Genomic DNA, 23,796 nt, shown 5'->3' on the forward strand with positions numbered 1-23,796 from the left:
AGCCGCGCCCGCGCGCATTATGTGATCTGCGTAACGATTCGCCGCATCTGGGTTGCAGCGGCGGGTCTGCACTGTTCCGGCGAGGGAAACAGATGATGCGCGCGACCCGTTTTCGATCCCTGATTCCCGTGGCTGGTCTGGCTCTGGCGATGCTGGCGGGAAGCGCCGCGCCCGCGGGCCAGGCCGAGCGTACGGCCGAACTGCCCGCGCTGCGCGGCATCGAGCGCGGTATGTGGGAACTGCGCGTGCGCGGCTCGAGCACGCCGCCGCGCAAATTGTGCGTCGCCGATCCGTCGATGCTGGTGCAGATCCAGCATGGTGGCGGAACCTGTTCGCGTTTCGTGATCGACAGCCAGCCCAATCGCGCGACCGTCCATTATACCTGCCCGGGCGCGGGCCATGGCCGGACGAGCATTCGCGTCGAGAGCAGTCGCATCCTGCAGATCGAATCGCAGGGCATCGCGAACAACGCGCCGTTCAACGTCAGCTACGAGGCGCGGCACGCCGGCGCCTGCCGTTGACGCTTAATCGGATGTTCACGCTTTCACGCTAGACCGGAACGGTGCCGGGTTCGGCACGCTTTCCTCCCTAGCAGGCTATATGCCTAACCTGGGCCGCTCCGAAACCGGACGCGGCCCGTTTGTTGATGGGGGGCTGGCCTTGCCAGCGCGCCGTTGAGCGCGTAGCCCCCGGCGATCATGACGAGCGATACATCCAATGGCGCCCGGCGCGCGGTCGTCCTGCTGTCCGGCGGGCTCGATTCGATGGTCTGCGCGGGCCTCGCGCGTGAGGCCGGCTTCAGCGTGCTCGCGCTCACCATCAACTACAACCAGCGTCATCTGGTCGAACTGGCGGCCGCGCGGCGGATCGCGCACCAGATCGGCGCCGAACGACATGTGGTCCTGCCGCTCGATCTGCGCAGCTTCGGCGGGTCGGCGCTGACCGACGATATCGCGGTGCCGCATGACGGCGTGGAGGACGGCATCCCCGTCACCTATGTTCCGGCGCGCAACACGATCTTCCTGTCGGTCGCGCTCGGATGGGCCGAAGCCGCCGGCGCGCGCGACATCTTCGTCGGTGTCAATGCGCTCGACTATTCGGGTTATCCCGACTGCCGCCCCGAATTCATCGCTGCGTTCGAAAGCCTTGCCGAGGTCGCGACAAAGGCTGGTGTCGAAGGCGCGCCGTTCCGTATCCATGCGCCCCTCCAGCATCTGGGCAAGGCGGAGATCGCGCGAGAGGCCTATCGTCTGGGCCTCGATACCGGGCTCGCCTGGTCGTGCTACGATCCCACGCCGCAGGGCCAGCCCTGCGGTACGTGCGACAGTTGCCGGCTGCGCGCCAAGGGGTTCGCGGAGGCCGGGCTGGTCGATCACGGCGCGCCCGCCGCCGGGCGATGAGCTACGCCGTCAAGGAGATGTTCCTGACGCTTCAGGGGGAAGGGCGTCAGGCTGGGCGTCGTGCCGTCTTCCTGCGTTTCGCGGGCTGCAATCTCTGGACGGGGCGCGAACAGGATCGCGCCGACGCGATCTGCCGTTTTTGCGATACCGATTTTGTCGGGCTCGATGGCACCGATGGCGGTCGCTATCCCGACGCGGCCGCGCTTGCCGCCAGGGCCGGCATGATCTGGGGTGAGGACAGGGCCCATGCCTATATCGTCTGCACCGGTGGGGAGCCGCTGCTTCAGCTCGACGAGGCCTTGATCGCCGCGCTGCATGGCGAGGGCTTCGAGGTCGCGGTGGAAACCAACGGCACGATCGCCGCGCCGGCGGGACTCGACTGGATCTGCGTCAGTCCCAAGGCCGGATCGGATGTCGTCCAACGCTCGGGCGACGAGCTCAAGCTGGTCTGGCCGCAGCCGGGCAGTGATGTCGATGCGATGGAGGGCTGGGATTTCGGCCATCTCCTCGTCCAGCCGATGGACGATGCGCGCGGCGAGGAGAATGTGCGCGCCGCGATCGATTTCGCGATGGCGCGGCCGAAATGGCGGCTTTCACTCCAGACCCACAAGCATCTCGGCCTGCGCTAGAGCGTTCTGCGAAAAACGGACTCCGAATTTCGCAAAAAATGATGCAGAAGCATGTGGATAGGGCAGGCTGCGTGATTCAGGTTTCGCACAGCCCGCACCAGGTTCGGCCTCTACTGCCCGATCTATTGCAGGCCGGGGCAGTTCTTCTTGAGCAGGTTCTTCTTGTCCCAGCATTTGGGATCATAGGTCACGCGCTTCGCCTGATAGGGCGGCATCAGGAAGCGCGAGAATTGCTGCTCGCCCATCGGGATCATGCTGTTGCGCAACTCGCGCATGCGCCGTGACGCGATGTCGCCCATGCCGTTGCTCGGTGCGAACAAGGCCGCGCGGCCCACGCGGCTGGCGGTCAGGCAGAAGCCCAGCTGGCCCTGCACCGTCGAGAAGCCGAGATAGGTGCGCGTGCCATATTGGTCGATCGCCATCTGTGCGGCTTTCGGCGTCTTGTTCGTGCGTTTGAAATAGCCGTTGAGCGTGTTGTACGCCTTCGTGAATTCGCCGGCGCGATCCTTGATCAGATAATTATACTGGTTGAGCGTCAGCAGCGAGGGTTCGAACTGGCATTGCAGCGCCGCGACGTTGAGCGCCGCGCGCAGGCTCCAGACCAGACCCGCATGAAGTTCCTCGGGCTTGGCGCCAGGGAGGGGGGAAAGCACGCCCGCCTCGCCGCCGGTAACCGGCGCCCCGCTGAAATCCGGAGATTTCAGGAAAATCTGGGCGTTGGCGATGTTCGCCGACGCCATGAAGCCGCTGATGGCCAGCACCCCCGCTACGATATTACGCACACTCTTCATGATCGTCTTCAATGCCTTCCGCTCGCACAATTCCTAAGGATTAGGTGAATCGGGCTCAAGCGTGAAGCGCCTTTTCGTCGTGTCGTTCGCACGACCGGTCGTACGGCGCCGGAACATGGCCAAGAAAAAGGGCCGCACCGGCATGCCGGGCGGCCCTTTCCGTCAGCCCTCCCGCAAGGAGAGGCCCGATCTGATCCGATCAGGACGCGCTGCTGGTCGCGTTGGTCGCGTTGGCATCGGCGGCGTTGTCGGCTGCCATGTTCTCGGCATTGCCCATCGCGGCGTCGGTGTTGGTCATCATGTCGTTGGTCGTGCCGTCCATCATGGCGTCTTCGACATTCATTTCTTCGACATTGGCGGTCGTGTTGTTCTCGGCGGGCTGGCTGCTGCCGCAGGCCGCGACGAGAAGCGCCGCGCCGGCCACAGCGGAACCGGTCATCAGCTTCGAGATCATGTCACGCATTTGAAACTCCCTAGTTGCCAGGATCTGGCGGCCCTCTGGCCTTTTCCCAATCCATCACCCAGCGTAAACACAAACTTGATGTGCCTCAACCCTGTCTTTGTGCACCGCACATCGAAGTCAGGAAGTTCGGAAAAGCGCGCGTCAGTGCTGCATCCAGCGCTGCCATGTCGCTGTCTTTGCCCAGTTTCGAGAGGCTGGTGACCGGAAAGTCCGGAAGGCCGCAGGGCACGATGCCGCCGAAATGGGACAGATCGGGATCGACGTTGACCGAGAAGCCGTGCATCGTCACCCAGCGGCGCACCCGCACGCCGATCGCGCCGACCTTTGCCTCCTGACCATGGTCGTCGGTCCAGATGCCGATCCGGCCCTCGGCACGCCTGGCGGCGACGCCGAGTTCTGCCAGCGCGTCGATCACCCAGCCTTCCAGCGCGTGAACGAAGCAGCGGACGTCGCGGCCGCGCTTGCTCAGATCGAGCACGACATAGCCGATGCGCTGTCCGGGACCGTGATAGGTGTAGCGCCCGCCGCGCCCCGCCGGATACACGGGAAAGCGTGCGTCGATCAGTTCGACCGGGTCCGCGCTCGTGCCCGCGGTGTAGAGTGGAGGGTGTTGCAGCAGCCAGACGAGTTCAGCCGCTTCCCCGGCGGCGACGGCGGCGGCACGCGCTTCCATCTCCGCCAGTGCTTCGGGATAGGAAACCGGCGTGTCGCTGACGCGCCATTCGATCTCTGCGGGGATGTTCATGGATCGCCCTGTGCGCGCGGCGCGGCGCGGCTGCAACCCCTGGGCTTGCGACTGAAAAACCGGTTCCCACTTTTTCCTGAACCGCTCTAGAGCATGCAGTGATCCGCCGGACGCGGATCGCATGCCCTCGTCTTTGTTTTGCGCGATTTGCGAGCCGTTCGATGATTCCATCGAACTCCAAATCGCTCTAGAAGGGCGGCCGCAAAGGAGACCGGATGATTAATCTCTCGATCAGTGACGCGTGGAACCAGACGATGGCATTCGTCGCGCGCGAAGCCGGGTTGCTGATGCCGGTCGCGTTCGCCTTTGTCGGCTTGCCGAGCGTGATCCTCGGTCAGTTCACGCCCAGCATGGCGCCGGATCAGACGCCGGAGCCCGGGCCGTGGATGCTGGCGATCATTCCGATGGTCATCCTGTCGATCGCCGGCGGCCTGACGCTCAACAATCTGGTGTTGCGTCGGGGAATCAGCGTGGGAGAGGCGATCAGGCTGGCGCTGCCCCGGATCCTGCCGCTGGTTGGCGCTGCGCTGCTCCTGATGCTTGCGGGCATGGTCGCGAGCGTTCCTGTTCTCATGTTGGCCGCGGTGCTGAGCGGCGGGAACGTCGCGGCGGGAACGGGCATCGCGCTGCTGCTGATGGTTCCGCTGTTCATATTGGTCGGCATCCGGCTGATGTTCATGAATCCGGTGGCGGCGATGGAAGGGGCGGGGCCGCTCGCGATCGTTTCAAGAAGCTGGGAACTGACGCGCGGTCAGTTCTTCAAGCTGTTCACGATGTTCGTCGCGTTTTTCGTCGTGCTGATGGTCGCGAGCATCGCGCTTTCCTCGATCTTCGGGATCGTCGTCACGGTCGTGATCGGAAGTCCTTCGGACGAACCGATCGCGAAGCTGATCCTGGAACTCGTGAGTGCCGCGCTGAGCACGGTCTTCTCCGTCTATCTGTCAGCGATGATCGCGCATCTCTACGCGCAAGTGTCTGCGCCGCGAAGCTAGCCCGCGATCACTGGAATGTGCGGCGCGGATTCGCGCGGCAGATGGCCGGCCAGGCGCGGATCGGGGAAAGTCTCGATGAAGCGGGCGAAGGGCGTGAAGCCCTGCCTCTGATAGAAGCCGAGCGCCCCGGGATGGTCGAGCGTGCAGGTATGCACCCAGAGCCGCTCGATCCCGGCGCGCCAGCCCAGCGCCATCGCGTGCGCCATCAGCCAGCGGCCATGCCCTTGTCCGGCCAGTTCGGGCACCAGGCCGAAAAACCCGATCTCGCATTGGCCCGGCGTCCGGAAGTCGAGTTCCAATATGCCGACTTCGATGCCGCGCGCGTCGAGCACCGCATGGATTTCGTCGAGCGGGTCGTGGATGATCGCTTCGAGCTGATCGCCGGCCATGATCAGCCGGGAGAACCAGAGCCAGGGTTCGCCGATCCTGCGGAAGAGCTGACGATATTTGTCCGCACTCGGCGCATGCCACCGCTCCAGCCGCAGTGGCGATGGCGGCAGGGGGCGGGCCGGCGGGCGCTTGCGCATCTCGAGCGAGGTGACGACCGCGGCGACATGGCCGCGTGGCACCGGCGTGAGCCCGGCGGTCGTCATTCCCAGCTCGCCATCGGCGGCAGGCTCATCAGGATGGCGTCGACATTTCCGCCCGTCTTGAGGCCGAACAGCGTGCCCCGGTCATACACCAGGTTGAATTCGGCATAGCGCCCGCGCCAGGCAAGCTGGCGGGTACGGTCGGCGTCGGTCCATTCGCTGTTCATCCGCCGTCGCACGATCTGCGGATAGACGTCGAGAAATGCCTCGCCGACATCGCGGGTGAACGCGAAGCCCGATTCGAAATCGCCTTCGAGATGATCGTAGAAGATGCCGCCCACGCCGCGATGCACTCCGCGATGGGGAATATAGAAATAATCGTCGGCCCATTGCCTGAAGCGGGGATAATGCGCCGGATCATGCGCGTCGCAGGCCATTTTCAGGCGCGCGTGGAAGTCGGCCGTGTCGACATCATAGGGAATCGGCGGATTGAGATCGGCCCCCCCCCCGAACCAGCGCTTGGTGGTCGCCAGGAAGCGGGTGTTCATGTGCACCGCCGGCACATGGGGGTTTGCCATGTGCGCGACCAGGCTGATGCCGGTGGCGAAGAAGCGGGGGTCCTCGGCGGCGCCATGGATGGTCTTGGCGAAATCGCCTTCGAATCTGCCGCCGACGGTCGAGACGTTCACGCCGACCTTCTCGAAGACCTTGCCTTTCATCACGCCGCGCACGCCGCCGCCGCCGGGGCTGCCGTCGGGATCGGCGCGGTCCCAGGAAAGATAGTCGAAGCGCGCGTCGCTGCCGGCGTCCCGCTCGATCGCCTCGAACGCGGCGCAGATCCGGTCGCGCAGGCTTTCGAACCACGTCCGCGCCGCCTGTTGCTCGGTATCGAGCTCGATCATTCCGGCATTCCTCCTGTCTGCCTGAGCGCCTCGGTGAGCGCGATGCCAGCCGACATGCCCAGATTCAAGGACCGAAAGCCGGCGCGAAGCGGAATGCGGACGCGCAATTCGGCGCGATCGTGCACGTCATCCGGCACACCCGCGCTTTCGGATCCCATCAGCAATATGTCGTCGGGCGCGAATGCCGCCTGATGCAGCGGCATCGCGCCGCGTGTGGTCAAAAGCGCGAGGCGGCCGGTCCGCGCGCTGTCGAACGCCGCCCAATCGCTGTGGCGCGTTATTTCCGCCGCGGCGGCATAATCCATGCCCGCGCGCGCGAGGCGCTTGTCCGAAAAGGCGAAGCCGCAGGGTTCGATGATGTCGACGGGGACGCCGTAACAGGCGGCCAGGCGCAGGACAGCCCCGACATTTCCGGCGATTTCGGGTTGATAGAGAGCAATTCGCATGATGCGCCATTAGAGCCGATTCATGCCGCTGTGAAACACCCTGAACGCCCGAAATCGCCTCTCGGCGAAAGCATTGGGCGCGGGGGTGCCGCGGAACAGTCAAATTGCAGTTGGCAAAACCGCCGTCACTTGGCTATCAGGCCGGCGATCCGCCCCGGACCAAGGGCGGAATGAGGGGCTTGGTCACGTGTTGCCGCGCATGCGCGGCCGATCCCCTGCATATCGATTCGAACCGCAAGGGCAGGTGAATGGCTACGCTGGAACAGACCGCCCCGGGCGAGACCGACCCCTCCGAAGAGGGTGTGCGCCGCCGGGATTTCATCAATATCGCGGCGGTCAGTTTCGCCGGAGTCGGCGCGGCTGCCGTGGTGCTGCCGCTGATCAACCAGATGAACCCTTCGGCGGACGTGCTCGCGCTCGCCTCGATCGAACAGGATGTCGCGGCGATCCAGCCGGGGCAGGCGATCAAGACGGTGTTCCGCAAGCAGCCGCTGTTCATTCGCCACCTGACTCCCAAGGAGATCGCGGAGGCCGATGCCGTGCCGGTGGATTCGCTGCGCGATCCCCAGTCGCTCGCTGACCGCACCAAGGAAGGCAAGCAGCAGTGGCTGATCACCATGGGCGTCTGCACCCATCTCGGCTGCGTGCCGCTGGGCGCCGCCGAAGGTGAGAATCGCGGCGAGTTCGGCGGCTATTTCTGCCCGTGCCATGGCTCGCACTACGATACGGCCGCGCGCATCCGCAAAGGCCCGGCGCCCAAGAATCTGGAAGTGCCGGAATATGAATTCACGTCGGACACGCTGGTCCGGATCGGGTGAGGTAGACACAGATGAGCTTTCCCTGGGCTGAGCAATATGCGCCGAAGCACCCGTTGATGCGCTATCTGGACGAGAAGCTGCCTCTGCCGCGTCTCGTCTACAATGCGGTCGGCGCCGGCTATCCGGTTCCGCGCAATCTCAATTACTTCTGGAATTTCGGCGTTCTCGCCGGCGCGGCGCTCGCGATCCAGATCATCACCGGTATCGTCCTCGCCATGCATTATGCGGCGAACGGCGCGGTGGCGTTCGATTCGGTCGAGCATATCATGCGCGACGTCAATGCCGGATGGCTGCTGCGCTACGCGCATGCCAACGGCGCGTCGATGTTCTTCATCGTCGTTTATCTGCACATCTTCCGCGGCCTTTATTACGGATCGTACAAGGCGCCGCGCGAGATGGTGTGGCTGCTCGGCCTCGTCATCTTCCTGCTGATGATGGCCACCGCGTTCATGGGCTATGTGCTTCCCTGGGGGCAGATGAGCTTCTGGGGCGCGAAGGTGATCACCGGCCTGTTCGGTGCGATCCCGCTGGTGGGCGAACCGATCCAGACCTGGCTGCTCGGCGGCTTCGCGCCTGACAATGCCGCTCTGAACCGCTTCTTCTCGCTGCACTATCTGCTGCCGTTCGTGATTGCCGCCGTCATCGTGCTGCACATCTGGGCGCTGCACATCCCCGGCTCGTCGAACCCGACGGGCGTGGAAGTGAAGGGGCCGCAGGACACCGTTCCGTTCCATCCCTATTACACGGCGAAGGACGGTTTCGGACTGGGCGTGTTCCTGCTCGTCTTCGCGGCGCTGCTCTTCTATGCGCCCAACTATCTGGGCCATGCCGACAACTATATTCCGGCGAACCCGCTCTCGACCCCGGCGCATATCGTTCCCGAATGGTATTTCTGGCCGTTCTACGCGATCCTGCGCGCCTTCACGGTCGATTTCATCCTGCCGGCGAAGCTGTGGGGCGTGCTGGCGATGTTCGCCGCGATCCTGCTGCTGTTCTTCCTGCCCTGGCTCGACAAGTCCTCGGTCCGTTCGGCCAATTACCGGCCGCTCTACCGCAAGTTCTTCTGGTTCGGCCTGGTGCCCTGCGTTCTCGTGCTCGGCTATTGCGGCGGTGCGCCGGCGGAAGAGCCCTATGTGATGATCTCGCAGATCGCCGCAGCTTATTATTTCGCGCACTTCCTGATCATCCTGCCGATCGTGTCGAAGATCGAGCGGCCGCTGCCGCTGCCCAATTCGATCACCGAAGCGGTCCTGGCGGGCAAGGACGGCGCAACGCTCTCGACCAACACTGCCTCCGCGCAGCCGGCCGAATAAGGGGTTAGAACAACATGGTCCGTCCTATCGGTTTCCTGGTCGGTCTCGGCTTTGTCGGCGTCCTGTTGTGGTCGCTGCTCTGGGGTGCCATCGCTTATGTGAGCGAACCACCCGCGCCCACCGCCGAGCACGCGTTCCACAAACACCCCAAGCACGAAGTGGCGTTCAGCTTCACCGGCCCGTTCGGCAAGTTTGATCAAGGCCAGCTTCAGCGTGGCTTCAAGGTCTACAAGGAAGTCTGTGCCGCCTGCCACTCGCTGCGTCTGGTTTCCTTCCGCGACCTGCAGAATATCGGTTTCACCGAAGGACAGGTGAAGACGATCGCGTCCGAATGGGCGATCGAGACGCCGAGCATCAATCCGGAGACGGGCGAGCCGGCAACGCGCAAGTCGATCCCGGCCGACCGCTTCCCGTCGCCGTTCGCCAACGAAGTCGCCGCGCGTGCCGCGAATGCCGGTGCCTTGCCGCCCGATCTTTCGCTGATGACCAAGGCCCGGCATGACGGCACGAACTATGTCTATTCGCTGCTGACCGGCTATGTTGATCAGAAGGGCTACAAGAACGAGAAGGGCGAGGAATTGCTCAAGGCATTCCCGGACGCAAAGACCGGTGAAGGCCTGCACTTCAACCCCTATTTCGCGAACCTGAACCTTGCGATGGCGCCGCCGTTGACCGGTAACGATCAGGTGACGTTCGACGACGGTACCAAGTCGACCGTTCCGCAGATGGCGCAGGACGTCGCCGCCTTCCTCACCTGGACGGCGGAGCCCAAGCTGGAGAACCGCCATAGCGTCGGCCTGGGCGTGATCATCTTCCTGCTGTTCTTCACCGTGCTGACCTGGATGGCGTACCAGAATATCTGGCGCGACAAGAAGGGGCACTGAGCGACCCGATGAGCGCCGGCAGCGACGCCAACGCCGATCTGAAGGCGCTCATCCGCACCATTCCGGACTTTCCGCAGCCCGGAATCCAGTTTCGTGACATCACCGCCCTGCTGCTCGATGGCCCCGGCTTCGCCGAGACCGTCGATCGGCTGGCGGTGTTGGCGCGTCCGATGGCGCCCGATCTCATCGCATGCGTCGAGGCCAGGGGCTTCCTGTTCGGCGCCGCGCTCGCGAAGGAATTGAAGCTGGGCGTGCTGCCCATCCGCAAGCGCGGCAAGCTGCCCGGTCAAACCGTCGGCGTGGATTATGCGCTCGAATACGGCACGGACCGGCTGGAGATGCACGCGCACGACCTGATCCCGCCCAGGCGCGTGTTGATCGTCGACGATCTGATCGCCACCGGCGGTACGGTGATGGCGACCGCGGAGCTTGTCCGTATCCAGGGTGGGGAGGTGGCTGGCGCGCTGTTCGTCGTCGACCTACCCGAACTGGGCGGCGCGGACCGTCTGCGTCAGGCCGGGATCACCGTCGAAAGCCTGGTCGCTTTCGACGGGCATTGATCGAACGGAACTTTCCCTTCCGCTCGTCTTTCCGTTTCAGCCTTCGGTCGGCCGTCTGCGGATGAGCGCGGTGTTCACGTAGCTCATGACCTTCTCGCCGTCCTGATTGAAGACGCTCAGGCGCGATCGATAGGTGCCCCGATCGGGCTTGCTGCGCGATTCGGTCTTTTCGAGGATCTCGATCTCGCAGCGCAGCGTGTCGCCGGGATAGACGGGTTTCCACCAGCGCAGATCGTCGATGCCGAGTCCGCCGAGTCCGGCCTGTTTCGTGGTTTCCAGATGCGCGACGATCATCGACATGGATATCGACGCCGTGTGCCAGCCGCTGGCCGCGATCCGGCCGAAATAGGTTTGGGCGGCAGCCTCATCCGAAAGGTGGAAGGGCTGGGGATCGAACTTCCTCGCGAATTCGATCACCTCGTCGCGCGTCACTTCATACCGGCCGAACTGGGTCTTCGACCCGACCTCGATATCCTCGAAATACTGCATCATCACCTCCGCGAAGCCAGTGCTTCAAGCTGACGTTCCCGGCAACGTCAATCGCCGGCCGTCCGAAGGATCGGTCGCAGCGTCTTCGCATCGCCGTCATTGGGCTGGGCCGGCACGCCGATCAGCGACGCCAGCAGGGGGTAGAGGTCGACATTGTCGAACTTCGCCGGGATCGTGCCGTCGCGCCGGAATGCGGGGCCGTGGACCAGGAACAGCGCGGTCATGTCCGGATCGTCCGGATCATAGCCATGATCGCCCTTGTTGGTCGGCAGCCTTCCGGCCATCACCTCCGCACCCGGTTTGGCGAGGCATAGAAACGCGGCGACGCGCGGATTCTCGCCATAACGAAAGCGCCTGGGGACATCGGCCTTTCGCCAGCAGTCCATATTCGGATTGGGCGCGAGCAGCGCGCGCGCGACGATCTCGTCATGGCCGGGCATGGGGTCGATCGATGCGAACGGACCGAAGCTGATCAGGCGATAGCTGCCCCGTGGCAGCAGCCTCTCGATCAGCACGGTCCGCTCGGGTTCGATCTGCCGCATGCCGTGATCGGAGACGATGACGAGGTTGGCGGGTTGGCCGAGCGCATCGAGGCCTGCGGCAAGTTCGCCGATCAACGCGTCCGCTTCCCGCACCGCCGCGATCGTCGCGTCGCTGTGCGGGCCCTGCTTGTGGCTGGTCTTGTCGACCAGGTCGAAATAGAGCGTCACGAACGCGGGGCGGATCGCGGCGGGGCGCCGCATCCAGTCCATGACGGTTCGCACGCGTTGCGCTTCGGTGTAATTGGGATCGAACCGGGCCCAGTCGCTTGGACGGATACCGTCATGCGGGGCTTCCTCGCCCGGCCAGAACATCGTTCCCGTCAATATCCCGTTCTTCTCGGCGGTGATCCAGATCGGCTCCGCCTCCGCCCACCAGAACGGATCGGCGGCCGCCAGCTCCTTGCTCTGGAAGCGGTCGTTCGGGCGGCGGGGATCGAACAGGGTGTTGGCGACGATGCCATGGCGGTCGGGCCGCAGACCGGTGACCAGCGTGTAATGATTGGGGAAGGTGAGCGTCGGAAAACTCGGACGCATCGTCGCCTTCACGCCCTTCCTGGCCAGTGCGTCCAGCACGGGCGTGTCGCCGCGCTCGAGATAATCCGGCCGTAACGCGTCGATCGAGATCAGGATGGTGACGGGCCGCCTCTGTTCGACCGCCGGGGCGGTGGATGGCGGGGGCGTCGTCGCACATGCCGTCAGGGCGAGAACGGTGAGGGTGGCGAGCAGGGATCGGAACATCGAGATTTCCAATGACCTCCTCCTGCTACGGGAATGTGACCCAAGAGCCTTTCTTATTTCAATATCTTGATCCGGCCAAAAAACCGGTGCCCACCTTTTTCGGGAAGCGCTCTAGACGTTGAACCTGAAAAGCAGGACATCGCCGTCCTTCACGACATAGTCCTTGCCCTCGGAACGCAGCTTGCCGGCATCGCGCGCGCCTGCTTCGCCCTTGTTGGCGATATAATCGTCGAAGGCGATCGTTTCCGCGCGGATGAAGCCGCGCTCGAAATCGGTATGGATGACGCCTGCAGCCTGGGGTGCCTTGGCGCCGGACTCGACGGTCCAGGCGCGGGCTTCCTTGGGGCCGACGGTGAAGAAGGTCAGCAGGTGCAGCAACGCGTATCCGGCGCGGATCACGCGTGCGAGGCCGGTTTCGGTCAGGCCCAGCTCGGACAGGAACTCGCCGCGCTCCTCGGCGGGCATCGTCGCGATCTCCGCCTCGATCGCGGCCGAGACCACCACCGCTTCGGCGCCTTCCGCCTTCGCCTTTTCGAAGACGCGCGCGGAGAAGGCGTTGCCGTTGGCGGCGTCTTCCTCATTGACGTTGCAGACATAGAGCACGGGCTTGGCGGTCAGGAGCTGGGCCTGTTGCAGCACGCGCTCTTCCTCGACATCCTTGGGCTGGGTCAGCCGTGCGGGCTTGCCGTCACGCAAAAGGTCCAGCGCCTGGCCCAGCACGCTGGCGGCGATCTTCGCTTCCTTGTCGCCCTGTGCCGCCTTCTTGGCATAGTTGGGAACGCGCTTTTCCAGGCTCTCCAGATCGGCGAGCATCAATTCGGTCTCGACCGTTTCCGCATCGGCGATCGGGTCGACCTTGTTGTCGACATGCTGGATATCGTCGTTCTCGAAGCAGCGCAGGACATGGACGATCGCGTCCACCTCGCGGATATTGCCGAGGAACTGGTTGCCCAGGCCTTCACCCTTGCTGGCGCCGCGCACCAGCCCGGCGATGTCGACGAAGCCGAGCTGGGTTTCGATGATCTTGGCGGATCCCGCGATTCCGGCGAGCGCCTGGAGCCGTTCGTCGGGCACGGCGACATTGCCGACATTCGGCTCGATCGTGCAGAACGGATAGTTCGCGGCCTGGGCGGCGGCGGTTTCGGTGAGCGCGTTGAAGAGCGTCGATTTGCCGACGTTCGGAAGGCCGACGATACCGCAGCGGAAACCCATGATGCTTTCTATCCTTCGGTGTCATTCCCGCGAAAGCGGGAATCTATGCGAGAGTCTGTGAATCTTCTGGCTTCCCGCTTTCGCGGGAATGGCATTGAGGGTCAATGCGCGGATCAATCCTGAAGCCGCAGCGCCACCTCGTTCATGAAACGGGCATCGTCGCCCCCGGCCAGCCAGTCCGCCTCGCCCGCGATCGCGCCGAGCATGTCGGACAGCGGTTCGATCTCGACCTTCGCGTAATTGCCGAGCACATGGCCGGTCACCCGATCCTTGTGGCCGGGGTGGCCGATGCCGATGCGCACGCGGCGGAATGCGTTGCCGATATGCGCCTCGGTCGAGCGCAGCCCGTTATGGCCGGCGGTGCCGCCGCCCGTCTTCACCTTCACCTTGAAGGGCGCGAGGTCGAGCTCGTCGTGAAAGACGGTCACGTCCTCCACCCCAAGCTTGTAGAAGCGCATCGCCTCGCCGACGGCGCGGCCGCTTTCGTTCATGAAGGTCGCGGGCTTGAGCAGCAGGATCTTGTCCGATCCGATGCGCCCCTCTTGCGTCCAGCCCTGGAACGCCTTTTTGACCGGGCCGAAGCCATGGACTTCGGCGATGGCGTCGACCGCCATGAAGCCGACATTGTGCCGGTGCATCGCATATTGCGCGCCCGGATTGCCGAGACCGACCCAGATCTGCATGTCTTCCCCTTCACGTCATGCCGGCGAAAGCCGGCATCTCCCAAACCAGATCGCGTCGGATTTGACGGGAGACCCCGGCTTTCGCCGGGGTGACGCGTATGAGGTTAAGCGATTACTCGCCTTCGGCCTGAGTCTCGTTGTCGCCTTCGCTCGACTTGAGCGCGGACGGAGCGACGAGGGTGGCGATGGTGAAATCGCGATCGGTGATCGCCGATTCGGCGCCCTTGGGCAGCTTCACGGCGGAGATGTGGATCGAATCGCCCACATCGAGGCCGGCCAGCGAAATATCGATCTGGTCGGGGATGTTGGCCGCGTCGCAGACGAGTTCGAGCTCGTGGCGCACGATGTTGAGCACGCCGCCGCGCTTGATGCCGGGCGAATTGTCTTCATCGACGAAGTGGACGGGCACTTCGACATGGACCTTCGCATGCTCGCTGATGCGCAGGAAATCGACATGGATCGGGCGATCGGTGACGGGGTGGAACGCCACGTCCTTGGGCAGCGTGCGAATGGCCTTGCCGCCGACGTCGATCATGACGACGGTGTTCATGAAGTGGCCGTTCGAAAGCTGCTTGTTCAGGACCTTCTCCTCGATGTGAATCGAGACGGGGTCTTCCTTGTTCCCATAGATGACGGCGGGCACGCGGCCTTCACGGCGGAGGGCACGGGAGGCTCCCTTGCCAGCCCGATCGCGCGCTTCGGCCGACAGCGTAAGCTGATCGCTCATATGCATGTCTCCAAATGCTGGTTGTTCAATCCCGCCACGCCTCCAGGGATGACCATGACGGGAAGCGCGGGCCTATAGGCGGAACCGTGCAAGGATGCAAGCCGGGCGCGCGCCGCCAGAGCATCGCGCGGAAAAGTGGAAACCGGTTTTCCGCAAAAACGATGCGGCAACAGTTAGAGTCGATTGTTTGCCGTGATTTCTGAACCGGCAGGCGAGTCCACCTGCCTAGAAATCACTCTATTGGATACGCTCGACCTTCAGTTCCTGCGCCTGGAGCAGCGACTGCACCGAATCCTTGCCCGCCAGATGGCCGGCGCCCACCGCGACCATCACCGTACCGGGCGTGTGGAGCCGCTTCCTGATCCATTCGGCCCAGGCGGCATTGCGGCGGTGGAACAGCGCCTCCGCCAGTTCCGGCGACTGCCGCAGCTCGGCATCGAAGCTCGCGGCGATCTTGTTGGTGTCGCCGCTCGACCAGGCCTTGATCATCTTGGCGAAGGCGGCATTGGTATCCGCCGCATCGTCGATCACGCTCACCAGGAACCGCCGCTGCGTTTCTTCGGGCAGTCCGTCGAACATCCGCATCTGCGCATCGACACTCTCGAGCGCGCCGATCGGTTTGCCCGCAGTCTTGAAACTGTCGCCAAGCTGCTGCTCGACGCCGGCCCCGGGCTTGGAGTCGAGCGTGCGCAGCGTGGCCGAGGCGAGCGCGATCGCCGCCGCCCAAGTTTCCAGCCCGTCGAGCGAGGCCGCCGGAATGTCGCTCTTTTCGATCAGCGCATCGAGCGCGGCGCGCTTGCCGTCGGGCACGCGATCACGAAGCGCGGGCAGCCCGGACGAATAGGCGAGGGTGCGCATGGCCTCGGCCTGTTGCTCGGCGATGCCGTCGGGCACGATCTCCAGGACGAGCTGCTGCGCGCGTTCGGCCGCGCCGTCGAAGGCCTTGGTCCGCCATCGCGTGTCCGGCGGCAGCAGGTGGATGGTGCCGAACAGATAGATGGTCGTATCGGCATCCGCGACTTTCCAGAGCGCGGGCTTGGGGCCGGGGTCGGCGGGGGCGGAGGCGCAGCCGGCGAGCAGGGATCCGACGAGCGCGGGGATCGAGAGTAGGAATCGCTTCATGGGCCGCCATGTTGGGATGCGCGGCTGACTTCGCAATGAACGCTCAATATTTGATGCGCTTTGCCCTGATGCGATAGGCCTTGAGCTGATCCTGGACGCTGCCCTTGCCGGCGAGATGGCCGGCGCCGACCGCGATGAAGACGGTGCCGGGCCGGTCCATCCTCTTGTCGATCCAGTCGGCCCAGCGCGCATTGCGATCGGTCAGCAGGATCTTGGTGAGCTCGGGCGTTTCCTGCATCGACTCGTTCATCAGCATGGCGAGCCCGGCGGGATCGCCCTTGGCCCAGGCGCGGTCCATCTTCTCCATCGATTCGCCCAGCGTCGGGATTTCATCGACGGTGGCGTTCAGGAACGCGATCTGCTGGGCTTCGGGCAGGCTGTCGAAAAAGCCGAGCTGCTGTTCCGCGGATTCGAGCTGGCCCAGCTTCTTGCCGGCCTGTGTCGCAGCGCGGGTCAGGATCTTTTCGGCGCCGCTGTTCAGGTCGTAACCATATTTGCCGAGCGGCATCACCGCGAGCGTGATCGCCGCCATCCAGGGCTTCATCGCCTCGAACGCCTGATAGGGGACGCCGAGATCGCCCATCGCCTTGATATATTTGGCGCGCGCCGGCTCCGACAGCTTCTCGCTAAGCGGCGGACCGTCCGGGTCGATGCCCTTGGTGGTCATCAGCGTCTGCATGGCGGCCTGATCGGGCTCGATCATTTCGAGCACCAGTTCGTCGGATGCGTCGAAAGCGGTCTTCACGGCCTCGTCGAACCACGACATGCCGGGCTTGAGGATGTGGACGGTGCCGAACAGATAGATGGTGGTATCCGAATCCTTCACCACCCAGATTGCGGGATCGGCGTCGGTGGTGCCCGCGATGGGGCTTTGCGCCGCGACGGGCGTCGCCAGCATCGCGGTGGCCAGCAGCGCGCCGAAGAACTTCCTCATATCACCATCCTTTGCCGGGAAAGCCGGTCTCGACACGCAATAGAGCGTGCCGGCGACACCTCCGCAAGTCCCGCCGAGGCAGCCGTTCTTCTTGACCATCCGGACCGCATCCGCCAAAGGCTCGCGCGAGATTTTTTGCATCTGCGAAGGCCGGAAATTGACCGACTCGAAGCCGCCGAGCTTCCAGCAGCTCATCCTCACGCTCCACGATTACTGGAGCGAGCAGGGGTGCGTGATCCTGCAGCCCTATGACATGCGCATGGGCGCCGGCACCTTTCATCCGGCGACGACGCTGCGCGCGCTCGGCCCCGATCCGTGGAATGCCGCCTTTGTCCAGCCGTGCCGGCGGCCGACCGATGGCCGTTATGGCGAGAATCCGAATCGCGGGCAGCATTATTACCAGTATCAGGTGATGCTAAAACCCAGTCCGCCCGATCTCCAGGATCTTTATCTGGGGTCGCTCAAGCGGATCGGCATCGATTTTTCGAAGCACGACATCCGCTTCGTCGAGGATGACTGGGAAAGCCCGACGCTTGGCGCCTGGGGGCTGGGCTGGGAAGTCTGGTGCGACGGCATGGAGGTGACCCAGTTCACCTATTTCCAGCAGATGGGCGGTTTCGACTGCAAGCCGGTGGCGGGTGAGCTGACCTATGGGCTGGAGCGCCTGGCCATGTATATCCAGGGCGTCGACAGCATGTACGACCTGGATTTCAACGGTCGCGGCGTCACCTATGGCGACATCTTCCTCGAAAATGAGCGCCAGATGTCGACCTGGAATTTCGAGGTGGCGGATACCGATCGCCTGTTCGATCTGTTCCGCAAGGCGACCGCCGAATGCGAGCTCTGCCTGGAGCGCAAGCTGCCGATCCCGGCCTATGAGCAGGCAATCGAGGCCAGCCACATCTTCAACCTGCTCAACGCGCGCGGCGTGATCTCGGTCGCCGAGCGTCAGGCCTATATCGGCCGCGTTCGCGATCTGGCCAAGGGAAGCTGCGCGGCGTGGATGGAACATAACGGGTGGACCGCGTGATGGCGGATTTCCTGCTTGAGTTGTTGTCCGAGGAAATCCCGGCGCGGATGCAGGACAAGGCGCGCGCCGATCTGGCGCGGCTGTTCGGCGAGGAACTGGCGAAGTCCGGCCTGACATCGGCCGCGATCGAGACCTTCGCCACGCCCCGGCGGCTGGCGCTGATCGCGCGTGGCCTGCCGCTCGAAACCGAAGCCGTGTCCGAGGAACGCAAGGGCCCCCGCGCCAGTGCGCCCGAACAGGCGCTGGCCGGTTTCCTGCGTTCGACGGGTCTCAGCCGCGAGCAGCTTGTCGAGCGTGACGGCGTGCTCTTCGCGGTGATCGAAAAACCCGGCCGCAAGACCGCCGATGTGCTCGCCGAAGCGGTGCCGGCGATCGTCCGCGCCTTTCCATGGCCCAAATCGATGCGCTGGGGCCGCGCCAGCCAGACGACCGAAAGCCTGCGCTGGGTGCGGCCGCTGCAGGGCATCGTCGCCCTGCTCGGCGATGCGGTGGTGCCGTTCGAGATCGAGGGGGTCGCGTCGGGCGCCGAAACCGTCGGCCATCGTTTCCACCATCCCGGCCGCATCACCATCGGCAATGCCGATGACTATGCCGCCAAGCTGCGCGCCTGCCATGTCATTGTCGATCAGGATGCGCGCAAGGCGCTGATCCGCGAAGGCGCTACCGCCGCCGCCGCGAATGCCGGGCTGGTGCTGGTCGAGGACGAAGGACTGGTCGTCGAGAATGCCGGGCTCACCGAATGGCCGGTGCCCTTGCTCGGATCGTTCGATTCCGCATTCCTCCAGGTGCCGCGTGAGGTGATCCAGCTCACCATGCGCACCAACCAGAAATATTTCGCGGTCAACGATCGCGACGGCAAGCTTGCGCCCAATTTCATCTGCACCGCGAATATCGTGGCGACGGACGGCGGCGCGAAGATCGTCGACGGCAATCGCAAGGTGCTGGCGGCTCGGCTGTCGGACGCGAAATTCTTCTGGGAGCAGGATCTGAAGGCGCCGCTCGACGCCTATCTGCCCAAGCTCGAGAACATGTTGTTCTATGAAGGCATGGGCACGCTGCGCGCCAAGGCGGAACGCATCGCCGCGCTCGCCGCCTGGATCGCGGCCGAATATTTCCCGGAGCGTGATCCGGAGACGGCGCGACGGGCCGGATTGCTGGCCAAGGCCGATCTCGCGACCGGCATGGTTGGCGAATTCCCCGAGTTGCAGGGTATCATGGGCGGCTATTATGCCGAACATGCTGGCGAGAAGCCAGGCACGGTCTCCGCGTTGCAGCAGCAATATGTCGCGGCGGTCGAAGGCTGCATCCCCGCATGCGTGGCGCTGGCCGATCGGATCGATACGCTGGCGGCCTTCTTCGCGCAGGGCATCCGGCCGACCGGATCGAAGGACCCGTTCGCGCTGCGCCGCGCCGCCTTGCAGGCGATCCAGACCATCCTGGTCAACGGCACGCGGCTGAACCTGCTCACGGTGCTGGAGCGTGCGAAGGCCGGCCTGTCCGTCGATGGCGGGGATGTCTCGCTCGATACCGGCGAACTGCTCGATTTCTTCGCCGATCGCCTGAAGGTCCAGCAGCGCGAAGCGGGCGTGCGTCACGATCTGATCGACGCGGTGTTCGCGCTGGGCGGCGAGGATGACCTTGTCCGCCTGCTGGCGCGGGTGAAGGCGTTGCAGGGATTTGTCGAAACCGAGGACGGCGCCAATCTGCTCGCCGGCTACAAGCGTGCGGCCAATATCCTGAAGAAGGAAGAGGCCCCGACCGTCGCCGCCGCGACGCCGTCCGAACCCGCGGAAATCGCGCTGGTCGCGGCACTCGATGCCGCCGCGCCGAAGGCGGATGCCGCGATCGCGGCCGAGGATTTCGAAGGCGCGATGGCGGCGCTCGCAACGCTGCGCGCGCCGATCGACAGCTTTTTCGAAGCGGTGATGGTGAACGATGCCGACCCGGCCAAACGGGCGGCGCGACTGGGGATGCTGGCACGGGTTCGCGATGCGGTGCATCGCGTCGCCGATTTTTCGAGAATAGAGGGCTGAGCGCGAGTTTCGACATCATCCCGGAAATCGAAGCGAAGCTCCACATTTCAACAGGGACGGAACGATGACCCAATATGTCTACCGCTTCGGCGGCGGTGTGTCGGACGGCGGCCAGGGGAACAAGAATCTCCTCGGCGGAAAGGGCGCGAACCTCGACGGCATGGCGTCGATCGGTCTGCCTGTTCCTCCGGGCTTCACCATCACCACCGAAATGTGCACGCGCTATTATGAGGAAGGTGAGACCTTCCCCGACAGCGTGAAAGCCGAAGTGGCGAACGGCATCGCGCATATCGAGGCGGTGACCGGCAAGGTCTTTGGCGACGCGGCAGATCCGCTGCTCGTGTCCGTCCGCAGCGGCGCGCGCGTTTCGATGCCCGGCATGATGGACACCGTCCTGAACCTGGGCCTCAACGACGAAACCGTGAAGGGCCTGGCCGAAACCTCGGGCGACGCCCGCTTCGCGTGGGACAGCTATCGCCGCTTCATCCAGATGTATTCGGACGTCGTGCTCGAACTCGATCATGGCGCGTTCGAGGAAGCGCTGGAGATCGCCAAGGAAGACAAGGGCTTCCACCTCGACACGCAAATGAGCGCGGAGGACTGGCAGGCGCTGGTCGGCGAGTATAAGGCGCTTGTCGAACAGCAATGGGGCAAGCCGTTCCCGCAGGATGTGCACGCCCAGCTCTGGGGCGCGGTCGGCGCGGTGTTCGGTTCGTGGCAATCCGAGCGCGCCAAGGTCTATCGCCGCTTGAACGACATTCCGGGCGACTGGGGCACCGCGGTCAACGTCCAGGCGATGGTGTTCGGCAACATGGGCGACACCTCGGCGACGGGCGTCGCCTTCACCCGCGATCCGGCGACGGGCGAGCGTGCCTATTATGGCGAGTTCCTGATCAACGCGCAGGGCGAGGACGTCGTCGCCGGCATCCGCACGCCGCAATATCTGACCAGGGCCGCGCGCGAACGGGCAGGGGCCAAGCCGCTTTCGATGGAAGAGGCGATGCCGGAGACCTTCACCGAACTGGCACGCGTCTTCGACCTGCTTGAAACCCATTATCGCGACATGCAGGATATCGAATTCACCGTGCAGCAGGGCAAGCTCTGGATGCTCCAGACGCGCTCGGGCAAGCGGACGGCCAAGGCGGCGCTGCGCATCGCGGTCGACATGGCGAACGAGGAACTGATCACCCGCGACGAGGCGATCGCGCGTGTCGACCCCGCGGCGCTCGACCAGCTTCTCCACCCGACGCTCGACCCCAATGCGCCGCGCGATGTGCTGGCCAAGGGGCTTCCCGCCTCGCCGGGGGCAGCGTCGGGCATCGCGGTGTTCGATAGCGACACCGCCGAGAAGCGCGCCGAGATGGGCGATGCGGTGATCCTGGTGCGGACGGAGACCAGCCCCGAAGACATTCACGGCATGCATGCCGCCAAGGGCATCCTGACCGCGCGGGGCGGCATGACCAGCCATGCCGCCGTGGTTGCGCGCGGCATGGGCCGGCCCTGCGTCTCCGGCGTCGGTACGCTCGCGATCGACGCGAAGGCGAAGCTGATGCGCGTGGGCACGCGTGAGGTGAAGGAAGGCGATATCATCACCATCGACGGCGCGTCGGGCGAAGTGATGCTGGGATCGGTGCCGACCGTGCAGCCGGAACTCGCCGGTGATTTCGGTACCTTGATGGAATGGGCGGACAAGGTTCGCCGGCTGAAGGTCCGCGCCAATGCGGAAACGCCGCTCGATTGCCGCACCGCGCGCGAATTCGGCGCCGAGGGGGTCGGCCTGTGCCGTACCGAGCATATGTTCTTCGACGCCGGCCGGATCACGGCGGTGCGCCAGATGATCCTGGCGGACAGCGAGGCCGGCCGCCGCGCCGCGCTCGACAAGCTGTTGCCGGAGCAGCGCAAGGACTTCACCGAGATCTTCGAGGTGATGGCCGGGCTGCCCGTGACGATCCGCCTGCTCGATCCGCCGCTGCACGAATTCTTGCCGCATGAGGAAGCCGAGTTCGCGGAGGTGGCCGCGGCCGCCGATGTCAGCATCGACACGCTCAAGCGCCGCGCGGCCGAACTGCACGAATTCAATCCGATGCTTGGCCATCGCGGTTGCCGCCTGGGCGTGACCTATCCCGAGATCTACGAGATGCAGGCCCGCGCGATCTTCGAGGCCGCGCTCGACGTCGCCGGCAAGTCGGGCAGCGCGCCGATCCCGGAGGTGATGATCCCGCTGGTCGCGACCAAGCGCGAACTGGAACTGATGAAGGCGATCGTCGACAAGACCGCGCAGGCGGTCTTCGTCGAACGCGGCGCCAGTGTCGATTATCTCGTCGGCACCATGATCGAGCTGCCGCGCGCGGCGCTGATGGCGGGCGAGATCGCGGAAGTCGGCGAATTCTTCAGCTTCGGCACCAACGATCTGACGCAGACGACGCTCGGCGTCAGCCGCGACGATGCCGGGCGTTTCCTCACCACCTATGTCGACAAGGGCATCTTCGCGCGCGATCCGTTCGTCAGCCTCGATATCGAGGGTGTCGGCCAGTTGATCGCGCTGGCGGCGGAGCGGGGCAGGGCGACGCGGCCCGACATCAAGCTCGGCATCTGCGGCGAGCATGGCGGAGATCCTGCCAGCATCGCCTTCTGCGAGAAGACCGGGCTCGATTACGTGTCCGCCTCACCCTATCGCGTGCCGATCGCCAGGCTGGCGGCCGCGCAGGCCGCGCTCAAGGCGTGATAAAAAATGCCCCGGCATCGAGAGATGCCGGGGCATTTTTCTTGAGCGATCGCGAAGCGCTTTAAGGTGCCGCGCCGGTCGCCTGTCCGCTCAGGAAGCTGTCGGAGATCGAACAGGCCGCGGGACCGAGGATCACGACGAACAGCACGGGCAGAATGAACAGGATCAGCGGCACGGTCATGATCGCCGGCAGACGCGCGGCCTTTTCTTCGGCGCGCATCATGCGCTCGTTGCGGAATTCGGCGGAAAGGACGCGCAGTGCCGAAGCGAGCGGCGTACCGTATTTCTCGGTCTGGATCATCGTGGTGACCACGCCGCGAACGGCTTCCAGATCGACGCGTGACGACAAATTCTCGAATGCCATGCGCCGTTCGGTCAGGAAGCCCAGTTCGATGGCGGTCAGCGCGAACTCCTCGCCGAGTTCCGGATAGGCGCGACCGAGCTCGCGAGAGACGCGGCCAAAGGCCGCGTCGACGGTCAGGCCGGCTTCGGCGCAGATGACGAGCAGATCCAGCGCATCCGGCAAACCCTTGCGGATGGCATCGCTGCGCTTCTGGATCTTGTTCTTGATGAAGATGTCCGGTGCCTTGTAGCTCAGGATCAGCGTGCCGGCCGTGAGCCCGAACTTCTTGATCGCGCTCCAGTCGGGGAACCAGTCGAGGACATAGACGCCGAGCACCACGGTGCCGCCGAGCACGACGGGCAGGATCATGCGCGCGAAGATGACGGTTACGGCCAGATCCTTGGACCTGATGCCGGCCTGGGCGAGTTTGATCTGTGCCGCCTTCACTTGCTCGTCCTGCAAAACCTTGAAGGTTTTCAGGAAGTCGCGAATGCGGTCAGTGGTTTCGCTCTGGTGGACAAGCTTGGCGCGACGGCGCGACGTCGACGCGACGATGCCCGCCTTTAACTGCTCGCGCCGGGCGTTGAGCGCCTTCACGCGCTTGATCATGGGATCGCGCACCGTCGTTGCCGCATAAAGCGCGACAAGCATGGCGAAGGTCGCGATGGCGGCCAGGATGGTGGCCACCCAGATCACGTCGACTCCAAGAAGGGTCGGCCCGGCAGGTGCGGTGCTCATCTCTCTG

At 64.5% G+C, this 23,796-nt stretch carries 25 protein-coding genes; 11 read left to right on the plus strand and 14 right to left on the minus strand.

Annotation, left to right across the window (positions count from 1 at the left end):
• Nucleotides 1–128: 128 nt before the first annotated feature.
• The 3 genes from K7G82_RS10535 to queE all read left to right on the plus strand — a co-directional run bounded on the left by K7G82_RS10535 (nucleotide 129) and on the right by queE (nucleotide 2,029).
• Nucleotides 129–521: a DUF3617 domain-containing protein gene (locus tag K7G82_RS10535; RefSeq protein WP_222989791.1), complete on the plus strand. Its 393-nt coding sequence runs from the start codon at nucleotides 129–131 to the stop codon at nucleotides 519–521.
• A gap of 177 nt (nucleotides 522–698) precedes the next feature.
• Entirely contained in the window at nucleotides 699–1,400 is a 702-nt protein-coding gene (queC, locus tag K7G82_RS10540) for a 7-cyano-7-deazaguanine synthase QueC (protein WP_222989792.1), read from the plus strand.
• The gene (gene queE / locus K7G82_RS10545) at nucleotides 1,397–2,029 is read left to right on the plus strand and encodes a 7-carboxy-7-deazaguanine synthase (RefSeq protein WP_222989793.1); all 633 of its coding nucleotides are present in this window, start codon (nucleotides 1,397–1,399) and stop codon (nucleotides 2,027–2,029) included. The genes queC and queE overlap by 4 nt, the downstream gene beginning before the upstream one ends.
• Nucleotides 2,030–2,151: 122 nt before the next feature.
• Here queE and K7G82_RS10550 read toward each other — a convergent pair whose 3' ends face one another.
• The 3 genes from K7G82_RS10550 to lipB all read right to left on the minus strand — a co-directional run bounded on the left by K7G82_RS10550 (nucleotide 2,152) and on the right by lipB (nucleotide 4,028).
• The gene (locus tag K7G82_RS10550) at nucleotides 2,152–2,820 is read right to left on the minus strand and encodes a hypothetical protein (protein WP_222989794.1); all 669 of its coding nucleotides are present in this window, start codon (nucleotides 2,818–2,820) and stop codon (nucleotides 2,152–2,154) included.
• A 199-nt stretch (nucleotides 2,821–3,019) separates the two neighbouring features.
• Entirely contained in the window at nucleotides 3,020–3,283 is a 264-nt protein-coding gene (locus K7G82_RS10555; protein WP_222989795.1) for a hypothetical protein, read from the minus strand.
• An 85-nt stretch (nucleotides 3,284–3,368) separates the two neighbouring features.
• Entirely contained in the window at nucleotides 3,369–4,028 is a 660-nt protein-coding gene (lipB, locus tag K7G82_RS10560; RefSeq protein ID WP_222990257.1) for a lipoyl(octanoyl) transferase LipB, read from the minus strand.
• A gap of 215 nt (nucleotides 4,029–4,243) precedes the next feature.
• Between lipB and K7G82_RS10565 the strand changes: the two genes are divergently transcribed.
• Complete coding sequence (locus tag K7G82_RS10565; protein WP_222989796.1) at nucleotides 4,244–5,020, plus strand: DUF7847 domain-containing protein; 777 nt, start codon at nucleotides 4,244–4,246, stop codon at nucleotides 5,018–5,020.
• On the opposite strand, the gene K7G82_RS10570 is transcribed toward K7G82_RS10565, so the two are convergent.
• Genes K7G82_RS10570 through K7G82_RS10580 form a run of 3 tightly spaced genes read right to left on the minus strand, consistent with a single transcriptional unit; the run spans nucleotide 5,017 to nucleotide 6,898 of the window.
• Complete coding sequence (locus K7G82_RS10570; RefSeq protein WP_222989797.1) at nucleotides 5,017–5,613, minus strand: GNAT family N-acetyltransferase; 597 nt, start codon at nucleotides 5,611–5,613, stop codon at nucleotides 5,017–5,019. The two genes, K7G82_RS10565 and K7G82_RS10570, sit on opposite strands and share 4 nt — an antisense overlap.
• A complete protein-coding gene (gene hemF, locus K7G82_RS10575) occupies nucleotides 5,610–6,452 on the minus strand; it encodes an oxygen-dependent coproporphyrinogen oxidase (RefSeq protein ID WP_222989798.1) in 843 nt (280 codons plus the stop codon). The genes K7G82_RS10570 and hemF overlap by 4 nt, the downstream gene beginning before the upstream one ends.
• Entirely contained in the window at nucleotides 6,449–6,898 is a 450-nt protein-coding gene (locus tag K7G82_RS10580) for a tRNA (cytidine(34)-2'-O)-methyltransferase (RefSeq protein WP_222989799.1), read from the minus strand. The genes hemF and K7G82_RS10580 overlap by 4 nt, the downstream gene beginning before the upstream one ends.
• A gap of 248 nt (nucleotides 6,899–7,146) precedes the next feature.
• Here K7G82_RS10580 and petA point away from each other — a divergent pair, with 248 nt between their 5' ends.
• From petA to K7G82_RS10600, 4 genes are read left to right on the plus strand one after another with little or no spacing between them, the layout of a single operon-like run.
• Nucleotides 7,147–7,716: a ubiquinol-cytochrome c reductase iron-sulfur subunit gene (gene petA / locus K7G82_RS10585; RefSeq protein ID WP_222989800.1), complete on the plus strand. Its 570-nt coding sequence runs from the start codon at nucleotides 7,147–7,149 to the stop codon at nucleotides 7,714–7,716.
• 11 nt (nucleotides 7,717–7,727) lie between these two features.
• Nucleotides 7,728–9,029, plus strand: coding sequence for a cytochrome b (locus K7G82_RS10590; RefSeq protein WP_222989801.1), 1,302 nt, complete (start codon nucleotides 7,728–7,730; stop codon nucleotides 9,027–9,029).
• A gap of 14 nt (nucleotides 9,030–9,043) precedes the next feature.
• Nucleotides 9,044–9,913 (plus strand): cytochrome c1, encoded by an 870-nt coding sequence (locus K7G82_RS10595; RefSeq protein WP_222989802.1) that lies wholly within the window; start codon nucleotides 9,044–9,046, stop codon nucleotides 9,911–9,913.
• 8 nt (nucleotides 9,914–9,921) lie between these two features.
• A complete protein-coding gene (locus tag K7G82_RS10600) occupies nucleotides 9,922–10,473 on the plus strand; it encodes an adenine phosphoribosyltransferase (protein WP_222989803.1) in 552 nt (183 codons plus the stop codon).
• Between the two features lie 36 nt (nucleotides 10,474–10,509).
• Here the strand turns inward: K7G82_RS10600 and K7G82_RS10605 are convergent, their stop codons facing one another.
• From K7G82_RS10605 to K7G82_RS10635, 7 genes are all read right to left on the minus strand, one after another.
• Entirely contained in the window at nucleotides 10,510–10,962 is a 453-nt protein-coding gene (locus K7G82_RS10605) for a MaoC family dehydratase (protein ID WP_222990258.1), read from the minus strand.
• 47 nt (nucleotides 10,963–11,009) lie between these two features.
• Nucleotides 11,010–12,242: an alkaline phosphatase family protein gene (locus tag K7G82_RS10610; protein ID WP_222989804.1), complete on the minus strand. Its 1,233-nt coding sequence runs from the start codon at nucleotides 12,240–12,242 to the stop codon at nucleotides 11,010–11,012.
• A 111-nt stretch (nucleotides 12,243–12,353) separates the two neighbouring features.
• Nucleotides 12,354–13,454 (minus strand): redox-regulated ATPase YchF, encoded by a 1,101-nt coding sequence (gene ychF, locus K7G82_RS10615; protein WP_222989805.1) that lies wholly within the window; start codon nucleotides 13,452–13,454, stop codon nucleotides 12,354–12,356.
• Nucleotides 13,455–13,567: 113 nt separating this feature from the next.
• On the minus strand, nucleotides 13,568–14,137 hold the full coding sequence (pth, locus tag K7G82_RS10620; protein ID WP_222989806.1) for an aminoacyl-tRNA hydrolase: 570 nt from the start codon (nucleotides 14,135–14,137) through the stop codon (nucleotides 13,568–13,570).
• A gap of 112 nt (nucleotides 14,138–14,249) precedes the next feature.
• Nucleotides 14,250–14,864 carry a 50S ribosomal protein L25/general stress protein Ctc gene (locus tag K7G82_RS10625; protein ID WP_222989807.1) on the minus strand — a complete coding sequence of 205 codons (615 nt, stop codon included), beginning with the start codon at nucleotides 14,862–14,864 and terminating at the stop codon, nucleotides 14,250–14,252.
• Nucleotides 14,865–15,101: 237 nt separating this feature from the next.
• Nucleotides 15,102–15,986 (minus strand): TraB/GumN family protein, encoded by an 885-nt coding sequence (locus tag K7G82_RS10630; protein ID WP_222989808.1) that lies wholly within the window; start codon nucleotides 15,984–15,986, stop codon nucleotides 15,102–15,104.
• A 43-nt stretch (nucleotides 15,987–16,029) separates the two neighbouring features.
• On the minus strand, nucleotides 16,030–16,920 hold the full coding sequence (locus K7G82_RS10635) for a TraB/GumN family protein (RefSeq protein WP_222989809.1): 891 nt from the start codon (nucleotides 16,918–16,920) through the stop codon (nucleotides 16,030–16,032).
• A gap of 157 nt (nucleotides 16,921–17,077) precedes the next feature.
• Between K7G82_RS10635 and K7G82_RS10640 the strand changes: the two genes are divergently transcribed.
• From K7G82_RS10640 to ppdK, 3 genes are all read left to right on the plus strand, one after another.
• On the plus strand, nucleotides 17,078–17,950 hold the full coding sequence (locus tag K7G82_RS10640) for a glycine--tRNA ligase subunit alpha (RefSeq protein ID WP_222989810.1): 873 nt from the start codon (nucleotides 17,078–17,080) through the stop codon (nucleotides 17,948–17,950).
• Nucleotides 17,950–19,983 carry a glycine--tRNA ligase subunit beta gene (gene glyS, locus K7G82_RS10645; protein WP_222990259.1) on the plus strand — a complete coding sequence of 678 codons (2,034 nt, stop codon included), beginning with the start codon at nucleotides 17,950–17,952 and terminating at the stop codon, nucleotides 19,981–19,983. Before K7G82_RS10640 ends, glyS begins: the two co-directional genes overlap by 1 nt.
• Nucleotides 19,984–20,047: 64 nt before the next feature.
• The gene (gene ppdK / locus K7G82_RS10650; RefSeq protein WP_222989811.1) at nucleotides 20,048–22,708 is read left to right on the plus strand and encodes a pyruvate, phosphate dikinase; all 2,661 of its coding nucleotides are present in this window, start codon (nucleotides 20,048–20,050) and stop codon (nucleotides 22,706–22,708) included.
• A gap of 61 nt (nucleotides 22,709–22,769) precedes the next feature.
• Here the strand turns inward: ppdK and K7G82_RS10655 are convergent, their stop codons facing one another.
• Entirely contained in the window at nucleotides 22,770–23,789 is a 1,020-nt protein-coding gene (locus K7G82_RS10655) for a type II secretion system F family protein (protein WP_222989812.1), read from the minus strand.
• Nucleotides 23,790–23,796: the final 7 nt, after the last annotated feature.

This window comes from Sphingomonas colocasiae, from assembly GCF_019880585.1.
Lineage (GTDB): Bacteria > Pseudomonadota > Alphaproteobacteria > Sphingomonadales > Sphingomonadaceae > Sphingobium_A > Sphingobium_A colocasiae.